The organism is Hymenobacter sp. DG25B (assembly GCF_000801315.1).
GTDB lineage: Bacteria > Bacteroidota > Bacteroidia > Cytophagales > Hymenobacteraceae > Hymenobacter.
Map to the genome: position 1 here is coordinate 1,465,051 of NZ_CP010054.1, position 13,642 is coordinate 1,478,692.

Consider the following 13,642-nt stretch of genomic DNA (forward strand, 5'->3'; position numbering starts at 1 on the left):
AAGGGAAGAAAGAAGATAAATTATGCTGCATGCAGCATGAATTCCGGCAGGATAAGTAACTTGCTCACCACGAGTATAGCGTATTTTCCCTCTTACATCCCGATTTTATGGCAACCCAGGAAGAATTTGAAGCAGCGGCTCAGCGTGCTCAGCAATTGCCCAGCAAACCCTCCAACACCGTGCTGCTCCAGCTATATGCTCTCTACAAGCAAGCCACCGATGGCGACGTACAGGGCGACCGGCCCGGCGGCTTCGATTTTAAAGCCATTGCCAAGTACGATGCCTGGGCCAACCTCAACGGTAAAAGCCAGGACGATGCCCGCCAGGAGTATGTAGCCCTGGTAGATTCCCTATTTCAGGGCGCATAAGTCTGCCTAAAACACCCATTAAAAAAGCCCCGGCGTAGCTATGCCGGGGCTTTTTTAATGCTGATCTGCGCAGCGCTATACTTTAGGCGCCGGCAGGTCGAAGGCTTCGGCATTGTGCTCGAAGTGGCCTTTGTGGGAGCCGTCGCAGAAGGGCTTGTTCTTAGAAAGCCCGCAGCGGCAGATGCTCACCCGCTCGCGGCCCGCCAGGCCGTAGGTGTTGCCCTGGGCATCTACAATTTCAAATTCTCCCTCTACGCGGAGGGAGCCGTTGCTCAGAACTGTGATTTTAGTGGCCATGAAGTGGGGTATTAAAGGGATGATAAGTTGATTCTGAAAAAGGGCAATACCGGCGGAGCAGCATTAGTCTGCCCCAATAGTTGATTAGCGCAGCTCTTTGCGCATCACGTAGTCGTGCATCCAGTAGGGGCCAATGGGAATATCTACCTCCTGGTGGCGCTGGAAGCCCTGGTGCTCATAGAAAGCAATGGCAGGGTTGTAGCGGTTCACGTTCAGCTCCAGCGTGCGGCCGCCCAGCTGGTGGGTGGCCTGCTCTACGGCCTGAATAAGATGCTGGCCCAGTCCCTGGCCCTGGTGGGAGGGAAGCAGGTAAATCTTATGCAGCTTGTAGAGGGCTGCGCCCGTGGGCTGGCGCGAAAAAGAGGCGTAGCCGGCCGGGTGACCATCCGCATACAGCAGCAAAAACGTGTGTCCTTCCTCCGCCATCTGCCGCTGCAGGGATACCGGCGTGTAAATCACCCGGTACATGTAGTCAATCTGCTCCTTTGAGATGATGAACCGGTAAGTTGGCTCCCAGGTAGCCTCCGCCAGCTCAATAATGGTAGGAATATCCTCCAGCGTAGCAGGCCGGATGGTAACAGAAGCGGGAGCAGCAGACGTCATAACAGGTGCAAAAACGTCATTTTTTATTCAAAAAACGAACATGAGCTGGGTGCGCCCACGTTTTTGGGCCGGAAATTGCCGGGCCGCTTATACCGTATTCCGGAAGCCCACCGTTCTTCTTACCTGTTCTACTTGCCACCACATGAAACGACTTTCTCTGACTTTCGCCCTGTTGGCCGCTGGCCTTTCCCTGTCGCCGCTGGCTGCCTCGGCGCAGCAAAAAGGAACTACCCGAGCCACCCAACCAGCCTCTGCGGCCGCCGAGCGCGACCTGCGCTCCTTTGTAGACTGGGTGAGTGATAAGATGGATAAGGCCGAAACGGGCGCCCGCCGCGAGTGGCCCGGCCTGATGGCCGACTTCGACCGCCAGAGCAAGCGCCTGGACAAAGCCACTGATAGCCTCTCGGTGCAGTCGCGGCGGGAATACAGCGCCCAAAAGGCCCGCTACCAGGCTTGGTCTGATGAGCAGCAGCGCCTGGAAGCCCAGGAAAAGCAGCCTGAAACTGCCCAGCAGGCGCAAAACCGGCTGCTCAATGAGCAGGTAGCCATTAGCCGCGCCCCGGCCGCCGACCTGCCCGAGCTGTATGAGCACCTGCTAACCAACACGCGCGAGCAGCGCCGCCAGTGGACGCTGCAGGACTGGGCCCTGGCCAGTGATGTGCTTACCCGCTTAAACACGCGGTATGAGAAAGTGCGTCAGCAGCTAACCCTGGAGCAGCGGCTGCGGGTGCGCTCTTTGCAGGGCGAATTCCGCACGCTGGAGGCTGCCCGGGCTGGCAAAGAAGTCTATGTGCGCTAATTAGCACCAGCCGCGTACTATGCTACGCGGCTTTGTGTTGCTGATACAGCCACTGACTGGCCGAAGGAATATCGTAGAAAAGTTGGATAGGTAGGTGCTTGCCCACCTTTTCTACGAATTCCGTGGAAATTAAATGGCTTTCCATATCCGGCGAAAAGACGTAGGCAAAGGCCCGCAGGCCGGCATCCAGAGAAGCCGGGAGCCATTCAAACTCCAGCCAGGGCATGGCTTCCGACCAGTCGCCGGTGGCGCGGGTTTTATCGTTCAAAATCAGCGGGAAGTGGTATTGCTGCTGCAGCTTCAGGGCTGCTTTGGCCACCTGAATAACTTCCTTACCCGTTAGATTGCCACTCCAGCTAATGTAAAGAAGCTGCTCGTTGGCATAATTCCGAAACGAGGCAATGAGGTTTCCCTGCGCATCGTTCACGGTGCCCAAATCGGCGTAGGTAGTGGAAAGAAATGGCATGTGCGGAGACGTAACTTGAGCATGCGGATAAGGGGCCGATGCTCCGAGGCGGAATACTTACAGAACGGTAATCCTGGTTTCTTCCCCGCCAGGGCCTTTTTCAGGTTGGTGAGAAGCAGAAACGCAAGGATAATGAATTGAAAATATACTCTTTTTTGAGTATTTAATCCAGCAAATAAGCGTAGTAGCTGCCGGGCAATTAGCGGCCCTAAGCTGGGCAATAAATGATGCGGGGGCCACGGGTTTCCACTACTTTTGTAGCTCACTTATTGTCCTTCCTTTCGCTCATGCATATTGCAATCGTCGGCAACATTGGCGCCGGCAAAACTACGCTGGCCAACAAACTGGCGCATCATTTCAACTGGGAAGTCTTTCTGGAAGATGTGGATCATAATCCCTACCTGAAAGATTTCTACGACGATATGCACCACTGGGCTTTTCACCTGCAGGTGTATTTCCTCAACAGCCGCTTTAAGCAAACCCAGCGCATAAAAGAGCTGCAAAAGGCCAGCAAAGGCGTTATTCAGGACCGCACCATTTACGAGGACGCGCACATTTTTGCGGCCAACCTGCATGAGTCGGGCCTGATGCCCGAGCGCGACTACCACAACTACCTGGGCTTGTTTGAATCGATGGTGAGCATGGTAGACCCGCCAGACCTGCTGCTATACCTCAAAGCAGATCTGCCCAAGCTGATTTCGCAGATTGAGAAGCGCAACCGCGACTACGAGAACAACATCAAAATTGAGTACCTGAAAAACCTCAACGAGCATTATGAGCGGTGGATCAGCAATTACCACCATGGCCGCCTGCTGGTTATCGACGTCAACACGCTCGATTACGTGAATAACCCGGAAGACCTGGGCATCATTGTAGACCGGATTAACAGTACTTTATTTGGGCTGTTTTAGTAACCGGACTGAACGGGTAGAATCCTTTAACTGACCTTCTAGCCGCTTCTTTCAATAAAAAAAGCCCTTGCCGTTATCACGCGGCAAGGGCTTTTGTTTTTTAGGCTGTCCGGTTTCTTTATTCCTCTGCGGCCATAGCATCGTTCAGGAAGTGCACCAGGGGCTGGGCAGCGCGCCAGGCTGTGAGCACCTGCTCGGGAAAATCGGGGCGCAGTACATCGGCATCGGGAATGGAGTGCCAGACAAAGTGGCTTTTCAGCTGCAGCCATTCAATGTCCGGGTCGGTGCGGTCATAGCCTTTAGGGGCGGTTTTCAGGGCCTGGCTGCGGTCGAGGCCGGTGGGGTAGTGACGCAGCAGCTCCGGTTGCTGGCGCATGGCGTGGAAGGCCTCCCCGTTGTAGTGAATTTCCTGGCGGATGCGGGCCAGCTGGGCGGGTTCGGGCATCCAGCGGCCGGCGCCTACGTAGCTTTCGCCGCCGGGCTCCAGAGCAATAAAATAGCCTGCCCACGGACTATGGCGCCCACCGGGCTTTACGCCCGCGCCCATGTGGCGCTTATAGGGCTCGTTGCTTTGCTGAAACCGGTCGTTTTTATTGATGCGGAACATCACATCCGAAGGCGAAAGCGCCGCCAAATCAGGCTCGAAGCGCTGGGCCCCACGGAGCAATTCCGCCACCAGCTCCGTATAGATGGCACGGGCACGGTGATAGTCGGCCCGGTTGGCATCCATCCAGGCTTTATGGTTGTTGGCCGCCAGCTGGCGCAGGAAATTCAGTAGAAAAGCTCTATCCATCCTGGTATAACTACGCCGGGGCCCGGGAGGTTGGGAAATACCCGCTAGCGGGTAAGCGCCTGGGTGCCGCTCAGGGCCTGCCGGTCGTTCAGGCGCCAGTCAAAGGGCAGGAAGTCCACTTGAGCCGTGGCCGCCAGTGGAGTGCGCAGGTAGCGGTTGATAAAACCGATCAGGGCGGTGGTATCGGGGCCAAATTCAGCGGAATACCAGTCGAACAGGCTGGAGAGCTGCGCGTGCTCCGGGGTAATGGTGTTAAGCAGCGGATCAAGGAGGAAACGCTGGGTCTGCTCTTCCAGCTGGGCGTGCAGGCGGCGTCCTTCATAGGCCTCGTTACGCAGCACGGGCGAGGAAACGGCGCCGCTTACCAAGGCAAAATGAATGCGCGGGTCCTGAAACCTGTCGCGCAGCTGCGTGCGCTCTACCTGGTTCAGGGAATATTCGTGGCCGGCTGCCATTACGGTTGGCGCTTCCCAGAGTGAAAAGCCATTCGCTGACTTAACCCGTACGGTATTAAGACTGCTGACCGGGTAGTATTCCAGCACCAGGGATACGGTGGTGGCATTATAGGCATTCAGCCAGAAGGCTTTTACGTCGTCGCGGGTCCAGGTTTGCTCGTTGGGCGTGGTTTGGGCCAATACCTGCAGGTATTCGGCCAGTTTTTCCTCCTCGTCCAGGAAGCCCTGGTAGTCCACGCGGCCATCGGGGGTTACGTGCTTGAACAGCAGCTCATTCCAAAGCTGATGCACCTGGGCGGGGCCGTCTGCTGCCAAGGTGTTGGTGGACAGCATGCACAGCACCAGCCAGCCCAAGAGCGCGGGCAGGAGCCGGGAAGGGAAAACCATGAAGAAATGCAATAGAGGTGAGGAGCGGGGGCAGGCAAGCGGTGTGAAGGCCAGCCTGTAAGAGAGGAGTAGCGGTGCCCTAAGCTGCTTTTATTGCTAAAAGCAGTTCTGGGCTAGTCAAAGGTAATTACTTGCCCAGAAAATGCACTATAACCATAGATAAATCAGAGGCTTAATGGGCTGGGGAGGCTGGCAAATGTGGTAAAATACGGTGCAAACGCAATTCTTTGGCCGCACGTAGCCGTGCCTACCGCCACAGTGGCCGCCTGCTTTGCCGTATTTAAGCTTCAGGAAACTCCCAAAAACCGCCGGACTAGGCGTGCGCTTCTCTATGTTCATGCACGGTAATTACGTCGCCGAGGCGCACCACCCCCTGCCCGGGCCCGGTCACATTTTGCCCGAACAGCACTTTGTTTCCCGCTGCCCGATAGGTAGCCAGCGTACGAAGGGGCTCCGCGCTTTTCTGGGCGGTTAGCTGATTGATGGTGGTAACCGGGCAACGGGCGCAGGGCCTTACCACCTGAAAACGTACGTCTCCAATCTGAAACTCAGCCCAGGTGTCTTCCTGCCAGGGCGTGCCGCCGGAAAACACGAAGTTGGGCCGGAAACGGTCCATGGGTACCGGCTCGGCCAGCCGCGTGTTCAGCTCCTGCAGGGAGGCTTCGCCGGCCAGCAGAAAGGGGTAGGCATCGGCAAAGCTCACCATCTGATTGGCCGGGTTATGCTCCGGCTCCGTGGCGCGCATCACCATATCCGACATATAAACCAGCCGGCAGGTCTGGCCCAGGGCTTCCGTCAGCCAGGCATCGGCGGCGGGGGTGCCGCGCCAGGCAAACACCATATCGTCCCAGATGGTGACGAAAAGCGTGCGCTCCGGGGTGGCTTCAAAAGGGATATATAATGGAAGCAGATCCGGGCGCTGGCGGTGCGTGAGCAGGAAGCCGTTATAGGCCGGCGAAACCTGCAGCAGGGCCATATGCGGCTGCTGCCGCTGCGTCATAAACTGGTTGCGGGCGTCTACAATCAGCCAGCGCCGGTCGTGGCGCAGGCCGCGGAGCTCCACCTGGGCCTCCGTCAGCGGAATGCCGCCCAGGGACTTAACCGGATAAATATAAAGGGCAGAGAGCGTAAGGGGAGAGGCGGCCATATCCGCAAAGGTACAAGTCTGCGGAAGCTCCCGAACGATAATTATAGCAATGCCCGGTCCGACTGGCCAAGGCGGCGAGGAGGACCGGGCACGGCGGAAATAGGGTTAACGCTTGATAAAGCGGGCATTCTGCACGGTGCCAGCCCCCTGGACGCGTACGGAATAAGTACTGGGCACTAGGGCGCTGACCGAAATAGTAGCGGTGGTGCCTGTTACCGGCTGCCGAAGATGTTCCCGGCCCAGCTGGTCGAGAACAACCAGCTCTTTTGCCCCCTCGGGCAGGTTGCTGAGCGTCAGCACGTCGGAAGTGGGCACCGGACTTAGCTGAAGCTGACGGGCTGCCTGCGCGCCAGTCGTAACGGCCACCACCTGGGAATAAGTAGCGGTGCCATCGTCATCGGTTTGCCGGAGGCGGTAATACCAGGTGGCACTACCCTGCGCTTTGCGGTCCAGATAGGTGTAGCGCCCGCCATTGGCACCCTTGCCGGGCAAGGCAGTCAGGGCTTCCCACCGGTTTTCCGCCAGCTGGCGCTCTACGGTGAAGCCATGGTTGTTTAGCTCGGAGGCCGTGTTCCAGGTGAGCTGCACTCCGCCGCCCACGGCCGGTTTGCCGGTAAACGCGGTGAGCGTGACGGGCAGGGGGGCGGCGCCATCACCCAAAGTGAAGATGAATCGCTCAAAGAAATTAGTGATGCCAGTTACCCCAACCGTATTGGCATCGGGGTTACGGACCGGTGGTTTCATGAGCTGCCAGGGGCCTTGCAGGGAGTTAGACCGAAACAGTATCAGATTAGCTTCTGCAATGCTGTTTAGCTCAGTGGGTTCTGCCAATACGGTGGGTACGGCAGGATCGTGCCGGTAGGTGAACACCAGGTTTACGTTTAACGGCTGATTCTCGCCTTTGTAAGCAGGCTCTACCACATATTGCCGCTTAATACTCTTGGCAAAAACCAGATTGTAGGGGTCGTAGGGTGGTAGTGCCTGGCCGTAGAGGGTAGTGCCGGTATAGCGCGTAACGGTGGTAATACCCAGGCTGGGGCCCTGGCTGGTACCATTATTCCCATTCGCATTCAGCTTTAGCCCAATGCCGCCGAAGTTATAGTTGCCGGGCACATTTACAGGGGCTTTGCTGATGGCTACTACGGTGCCCAATACATAGCCCTTATCCTCCGTCAGCATGATATTTTTCCCATCCACTATCATCTTCAGCCGATGAGCACCGGTATTAATTATGCCATCCTTTAGCTGAAGCTCCTGCAGGATTTCCAGTTCATTATACAATTGCTTTACCCCGGGCTTAGTGATGATAAGCCGGTAAAGCTGCGTTGGAGCCGACAGTAAAATGTTTTGGTTGCCCCCGGTGAAAGAAGTGGTGCTTGTTCCGGGGTTTAAGGTTCCCATTATTTTAAAGTCGCCACCTACGCTAAGGGTATACTGCCCGGCTGCATTGTTGGCGCTGGGCGCGAAAGAAGCGTTTTCGCCTACCAGAAAGTTCTTTAGTATGGTGAGGCTGGAAAGGCCTTGGAGTCGAATATTTCCTTGGTAAAGGGAAAAATTGCCATTAATTACCAACGGTGCTTCCAGGGTTAATGTCTGCCCGGGAGCATTTACAGTGAAGTCATAAAAAGGAGAGGTAACAGGAACTACACTGGCATCCTGGTAAGAGTAGCTAACCCGGCTGAAGATTGAACTCCGGTCAGCATCGGCCATACCCGGCACGGTGTAGTAGAAGGAGGCGGGCTGTATTTGGCTGCCTGCGGTCAGGAGTGGGTCAGGATTGTTTTTTGGTATCTGGCTGCCGGAGGTAGCGTTTGAGTTTCTCAGGGTATAGGCAAACCAATTGAAAGCGGAGGCGCTGCCCTCCATGCCTATAGCGCTTCGGTACACCCTGAATTCCCGGATGATAGAAGGGGTATTTCCCTGTTGTGACCCGGCGTACAGTTGCGCCGGATCCGATTCCGGATTAGTGGCGGAAGGATAATTAGCCGGCGAAAACCAAGTGCCCGTACTGGTGTTGGCCAGATAAAAACTTAGCCCGTCATTTGTGAAAACGAAAGCCCTGTCTGCCCGGAAAGGGGGCTTAAACGTTAGGCTGCTGTTGCTATTAGCCGGATCAGTATACGGTATCCCAACCAGGGTGCCATCGGAGGAAAGGTTGCTATTAACGGGCAGGGCCGGGTTGTTATCCAGAAATAATACGGAGGGCAGCGTCCAGGCAGCAAGATTGGTTCCTCCATTCTGCTGGACTGCTACATACAAATATGTATTATCCCAATCTAGGTACCAGGTATAGCTACCACTGGTTTGGGAAGCTTTATATTCGTTTGGGGTGATTTTCCCATCTGCGGTAGCTGCGTGCGCAGTAAAGGAAATAAACAGGCACACGAGGCACAGCGCCATCCGGAGGACGGAAGCGGAGAGTAGCTTGCTCATATACAAATAAGATAATGATGTGCTGGTAAAGCAATATAATTAATAATAATAATGCAATTTTGGATCCTATTCAGTTCGTATCATATTTTACATTTAGAGCTTGTACCCGGCCTGCTGGGCTATATTAGAAGGCATAGAAGGAGTTAGATGCCTTAAAAGGATTTTTATTTTATTAAATAATTTTAATAATCAATAGGATAAATTATTTTTTATGAACGTTTATAAAACTAGATTATAATTATAAAAACTTGATTGTCAAATAATTACATAGATAATATGCTAGTCCGCTGATACGTCATGCTAAATTTCAAGCAACCAGAATTTATCTAACCAAAGCAGTGTCTAGGCTTGTTCTCGTGTATATGGTGAACTAGTACCTTTGCCGCCTACCTGAACTTTGGATATATGCGCTTGTCTTTTTGGTGGAATACCATGGTGTTGGCTTTCCTGCTGCCCTTCACCACCCTGGCCCAGGCCCCCAAAACCTATTCCTCCTCGGAAATACTGCTGGGCCTGAAAAAGCTGAACGTGCTGGGCTCGGTGCTTTACATAGCCGCCCACCCCGACGATGAGAATACCCGCCTGATAGCCTACATGGCCAATGGCCGCCTGCTGGAAACCGGCTACTTCAGCTGCACCCGCGGCGACGGCGGCCAGAACCTCATCGGCCCGGAGCTGCGCGAGCAGCTGGGCGTCATCCGCACCCAGGAGCTGCTGGCGGCCCGCCGCATCGATGGCGGCCGGCAGTTCTTCTCCCGCGCCAACGACTTCGGCTTCAGCAAAACCGCCGAGGAAACCTTTACCATTTGGGATAAAGAGCAAGTGCTTTCCGATATGGTCTGGGTAATTCGCCAGCGCCGCCCCGATGTGCTCATCACCCGCTTTCCACCCGATGCCCGGGCCGGCCACGGCCACCACACTGCCTCGGCCATGCTGGCCATTGAAGCCTTTGATGCTGCCGGCGACCCCAAACGCTTCCCCGAACAGCTGAAGTACGTGCAGCCTTGGCAGCCTAAGCGCCTGCTCTGGAACACCGGCTCCTTCTTCGTGAAGGCTGGTGAGGATATGAGTGGCTACCTGAAGCTGGATGCCGGTGGCTACAATCCGCTACTGGGCCTGAGCTACGGCGAAATAGCTGCCCGCAGCCGCTCCCAGCACAAAAGCCAGGGCTTTGGCTCTGCCGCCACGCGGGGCGAGGCGCTGGAATATTTCCAACTGCTGAAAGGGGAGAAGGCGGAGAAGGATTTGTTTGAGGGCGTGGATATGAGCTGGAACCGCGTGAAAGGCGGCGCTGCCGTGGGCAAGCTGCTTGAGGAGGTAATCCAGAAGTATGATGCTGCAAATCCGGCGGCGAGTGTGGCGGGGCTGCTAAAGGTGCGAGCTACACTACGGAAGCTAAAAGTAGCGCCTCTTACAAATGAGAAATTTTGGGTTGAGCAAAAGGAAAACCAAGTCAACGAGCTGATTCGGGCAACACTTGGCCTGTATTTAGAAGCAACAGCAAGTAGTTCAAGTATAGTAGCAGGGGAGAATGTGCCAATTACAATTGAGGTAACCTCACGGCTCATGAACTCCAAACAGCTTCCTAAAGCTGACCTGATTAGCATAATGTATTCAGGGCAGGAGTTTGCTATAACTGCAGTCGGTAAGGAGGATAAGCTTCCTGCTGGACGTCAATCGTTACTTAAAAGAGAGGTTGCTTTTATGGCTTCGGATACGATGACCTCTCAGCCCTATTGGTTGAATACAAGAGGCTCAATCGGGATGTATAAAGTAGAAAAGCAACTTGAACGTGGACAGCCCGAAACTGGTCCAAGCATCGAGGTGACATTTGAGTTTTTAATAGGCAGCCAATCCATAGATTACACCGTTCCCGTTCAATACAAAAGCACCGACCCGGTAGAAGGAGAGAAGTATCGTCCCTTGGCCATAGTGCCGCCCGTAGCCGTAAACATTGTGGGGCACGCCTACGTCTTCGCTGAAAACAAGCCTAAAACCGTTCCGGTAACCCTGAAAGCTGGTCAGGCTGATGCCAAAGGCACCGTGGCCCTCCAAGTGCCCACCGGCTGGAAAGTAGAGCCCGCCAGCATTCCGTTCGACATCAAAAACAAGGATGAAGAACGCACGGTGGAGTTTCAGGTGCAGCCCACGAGTAGCCAACAGAGCACCGGCCAGCTGCGTGCCGTGGCCACCATGAATGGCCAGGCATACAGCCGCGGCATCCAGACTATTGCCTACAACCACATTCCCACCCAAACGCTCTTCCCAGAGGCCGTGGCCCCGCTGGTGAAGCTGGATCTGAAGCGGCGGAAGCAGGATATCGGCTACCTCATGGGTGCCGGTGACGAGGTGCCGGATGCCCTGCGCCAGATTGGCTACAACGTAACGCTGCTCAAGCCCGAAGATCTGACCACTGAGCGCCTGCGCCGCTACCAAGCTGTGGTAGTAGGCATACGTGCCTACAACACCCTGGACCGCCTGAAATACCAGCAACCCACTCTGCTGCAATACGTGGAAAATGGCGGCAACCTGGTAGTGCAGTACACCGTGAGCCGGGGCACGGTACTGCCCGAAATTGGCCCATATCCCATGAAGCTCTCCAACGACCGGGTTACCGTAGAAAATGCGGCCGTTACGTTCCTCAAGCCGCAACACGCCCTGCTGAATACGCCCAACAAGATTTCCAGCCAGGATTTTGAAGGCTGGCAGCAGGAGCAGGGCCTCTACTACCCCTCGCAGTGGGACCCCAAATACCAGACCATCATCAGCAGCCACGACCCCGGTGAGCCCGCCAAAGAAAGCGCCATTCTGGTTGCCGATTACGGCAAAGGCCACTATATCTACACCGGCCTGTCGTTCTTCCGGGAACTGCCGGCCGGCGTGCCGGGTGCGTACCGCCTGCTCACCAATATGATTGAGCTTGGTAAATAATAAGTAATCATCTCGCCCAGCAGATTGTCATCCTGAGCTTGCGAAGGACCTTCTCACGCTAGAACAACTGTCGAAACAACAACTTTTGCATGCGTGAGAAGGTCCTTCGCAAGCTCAGGATGACAAAGATTTAATACAGCCCATGTCCGCAACCCCCGAAACAAATAAACCGCCGCTGTTGCCCTCCTGGCGGGCCTGGTACGGACTGGTGCTGGCAGCGCTGGCGGCGGAAATAGGGCTGTTTGTGTGGCTTAGCGGCTACTTTGCCACATGAGCGCGCTGGACTGGGCCGTACTGGCGGGGGCGCTGACCTTTATCATTGGCTACGGGGCCTGGCGTACGCGGCAGGCGGGTTCTTCGCTGGATGGCTACCTGCTGGGCGGCCGCCAAACCCGCTGGTGGGGCGTGGGGCTGAGCATTATTGCCACCCAGGCCTCGGCCATTACCTTTCTCAGCACTCCCGGCCAGGCCTACGCTGATGGCATGCGCTTTATCCAGTTCTACTTTGGCCTGCCCGTGGCCATGGTCCTGATTTCGATAATAGCGGTGCCAATTTACCAGCGCCTGCAGGTATATACTGCCTACGAGTACCTGCAAAGCCGCTTTGATAAGCGCACCCGCACCCTGGCGGCAGGGCTTTTTCTGCTCCAGCGCGGCCTCAGCAACGGACTTTCCCTGTATGCCCCGGCGCTGGTGTTGTCAGCTATTCTGGGCTGGAATACTACCGTAACGGTGTGCCTGCTGGGCGCCGCCATTATCGGCTATACCGTGAGCGGGGGCACCCGCGCCGTTACCGTTACGCAGCAGGGGCAGGTGGCCGTTATCTTCAGCGGCATGGTGGTGGCCGGCTACTTGCTGGTGCACTATCTGCCAGCCGAAGTAGGCTTTTCTGATGCTATGCACCTGGCCGGGCGTATGGGCAAGCTGAACCTGGTTGACTTTCATTTCGATTGGGAAAACCGCTATAACTTCTGGACGGGCATGACGGGCGGCCTGTTTCTGGCGCTGTCCTACTTCGGCACCGACCAAAGCCAGGTGCAACGCTACCTCTCCGGCCAGAGCATAACGCAAAGCCGCCTGGGCCTGCTCATGAATGGCCTGGTGAAGGTGCCCATGCAGTTTGGGATTCTGCTGGTGGGCGTGCTGCTTTTTGTGTTCTACCTGTTTCAGCCAGCTCCCCTCACCTTCAACCGCCCCATTTATGAGCGGGTAATGCGCAGCGCCGTGGCACCCCGGGCCCAGCAATTGCAGCGGGAATACAGTGCGGTGCAGGACGCGCAGCGCGCAGCGGCCACCGCGCTGGTAGCAGCTCACCAGCAGAACAACGCCCCAGCCCAGGCCGCCGCCAACCAGCGCCTGCAAACCACCCAGGCCGCCGCGGCGGGCATCCGGGCCTCGTGGCAGGGCCTGGTAAAGCAGGTGGCACCCGCCGCCGATGCCAAAGACACCGACTATGTGTTTATCTCCTTTGTGCTGCGCTACCTGCCGCGCGGGCTGGTGGGCCTGCTGGTGGCCGTGGTGCTAAGCGCGGCCATGAGCTCGGCCGCCTCGGGCCTCAATTCCCTGGGCTCTACCACCGTTATTGACCTATACCGGCCCTTTACACGGCGCCTGCACTGCCCCGATGCGCATCTGGTGGCCGTGTCGCGCTGGTCTACGGTGGGGTGGGGCGTGCTGGGAATTGGCTTTGCGCTGTTTGCCGCCCGCATGGAAAACCTTATTCAGGCCGTGAATATTCTGGGCTCCCTGTTTTACGGCACCATCCTGGGTATTTTTGCCGTGGCGTTCTTCCAAAAGCAGGTGCATGGCCGGGCCGTATTCTGGGCGGCTGTTATCACGCAGGCAGCCACCTTCCTGGCTTTCTGGCTCACGGATATTGCCTACCTGTGGTACAATATTCTGGGCTGCTTTGCGGTAATGCTGCTGGCTGAGTTGGGTCAAAAATTAGTGGACCGGCAGAAAAGTCAACCCAAACAGCCCGCTGCCTTGTCATAAAAAAAAGCCCCTGACTTCCTTGCGGAGGTCAGGGGCTTTTCCGTTTTCAGTGGCCGG

General features: G+C 56.1%; 13 protein-coding genes. 6 read left to right on the forward strand and 7 right to left on the reverse strand.

Annotated elements, in window-relative coordinates; translation table 11 throughout:
- The first annotated feature begins 107 nt into the window (after positions 1-107).
- Complete coding sequence (locus tag PK28_RS06270; RefSeq protein WP_044512502.1) at positions 108-368, forward strand: acyl-CoA-binding protein; 261 nt, start codon at positions 108-110, stop codon at positions 366-368.
- A 75-nt stretch (positions 369-443) separates the two neighbouring features.
- Here PK28_RS06270 and PK28_RS06275 read toward each other — a convergent pair whose 3' ends face one another.
- Together PK28_RS06275 and PK28_RS06280 are read right to left on the reverse strand one after the other, a co-directional pair.
- Entirely contained in the window at positions 444-665 is a 222-nt protein-coding gene (locus PK28_RS06275) for a CDGSH iron-sulfur domain-containing protein (protein ID WP_044512504.1), read from the reverse strand.
- An 84-nt stretch (positions 666-749) separates the two neighbouring features.
- Entirely contained in the window at positions 750-1,268 is a 519-nt protein-coding gene (locus PK28_RS06280) for a GNAT family N-acetyltransferase (protein ID WP_044512506.1), read from the reverse strand.
- Between the two features lie 142 nt (positions 1,269-1,410).
- Here PK28_RS06280 and PK28_RS06285 point away from each other — a divergent pair, with 142 nt between their 5' ends.
- Complete coding sequence (locus tag PK28_RS06285) at positions 1,411-2,067, forward strand: hypothetical protein (RefSeq protein ID WP_156126267.1); 657 nt, start codon at positions 1,411-1,413, stop codon at positions 2,065-2,067.
- Between the two features lie 22 nt (positions 2,068-2,089).
- Here PK28_RS06285 and PK28_RS06290 read toward each other — a convergent pair whose 3' ends face one another.
- Positions 2,090-2,533, reverse strand: a complete 444-nt coding sequence (locus PK28_RS06290; protein ID WP_044512511.1) for a hypothetical protein — start codon at positions 2,531-2,533, stop codon at positions 2,090-2,092.
- A gap of 287 nt (positions 2,534-2,820) precedes the next feature.
- Here PK28_RS06290 and PK28_RS06295 point away from each other — a divergent pair, with 287 nt between their 5' ends.
- Entirely contained in the window at positions 2,821-3,444 is a 624-nt protein-coding gene (locus tag PK28_RS06295) for a deoxynucleoside kinase (RefSeq protein ID WP_044512515.1), read from the forward strand.
- A gap of 118 nt (positions 3,445-3,562) precedes the next feature.
- On the opposite strand, the gene PK28_RS06300 is transcribed toward PK28_RS06295, so the two are convergent.
- From PK28_RS06300 to PK28_RS18910, 4 genes are all read right to left on the reverse strand, one after another.
- Entirely contained in the window at positions 3,563-4,237 is a 675-nt protein-coding gene (locus tag PK28_RS06300) for a DUF2461 domain-containing protein (RefSeq protein WP_044512518.1), read from the reverse strand.
- A 44-nt stretch (positions 4,238-4,281) separates the two neighbouring features.
- A complete protein-coding gene (locus PK28_RS06305) occupies positions 4,282-5,079 on the reverse strand; it encodes a DUF547 domain-containing protein (RefSeq protein ID WP_048825670.1) in 798 nt (265 codons plus the stop codon).
- A 313-nt stretch (positions 5,080-5,392) separates the two neighbouring features.
- Positions 5,393-6,226 carry an MOSC domain-containing protein gene (locus PK28_RS06310; protein WP_044512520.1) on the reverse strand — a complete coding sequence of 278 codons (834 nt, stop codon included), beginning with the start codon at positions 6,224-6,226 and terminating at the stop codon, positions 5,393-5,395.
- A gap of 105 nt (positions 6,227-6,331) precedes the next feature.
- Positions 6,332-8,659, reverse strand: a complete 2,328-nt coding sequence (locus tag PK28_RS18910) for a T9SS type A sorting domain-containing protein (RefSeq protein ID WP_156126268.1) — start codon at positions 8,657-8,659, stop codon at positions 6,332-6,334.
- A gap of 405 nt (positions 8,660-9,064) precedes the next feature.
- Here PK28_RS18910 and PK28_RS06320 point away from each other — a divergent pair, with 405 nt between their 5' ends.
- The 3 genes from PK28_RS06320 (at position 9,065) to PK28_RS06325 (ending at position 13,585) form a co-directional block, all read left to right on the forward strand.
- Complete coding sequence (locus PK28_RS06320) at positions 9,065-11,590, forward strand: PIG-L family deacetylase (RefSeq protein ID WP_044512523.1); 2,526 nt, start codon at positions 9,065-9,067, stop codon at positions 11,588-11,590.
- 142 nt (positions 11,591-11,732) lie between these two features.
- On the forward strand, positions 11,733-11,864 hold the full coding sequence (locus PK28_RS21125) for a hypothetical protein (protein ID WP_262489743.1): 132 nt from the start codon (positions 11,733-11,735) through the stop codon (positions 11,862-11,864).
- The gene (locus PK28_RS06325; RefSeq protein WP_044512525.1) at positions 11,861-13,585 is read left to right on the forward strand and encodes a sodium:solute symporter family protein; all 1,725 of its coding nucleotides are present in this window, start codon (positions 11,861-11,863) and stop codon (positions 13,583-13,585) included. Before PK28_RS21125 ends, PK28_RS06325 begins: the two co-directional genes overlap by 4 nt.
- Positions 13,586-13,642 lie beyond the last annotated feature (57 nt).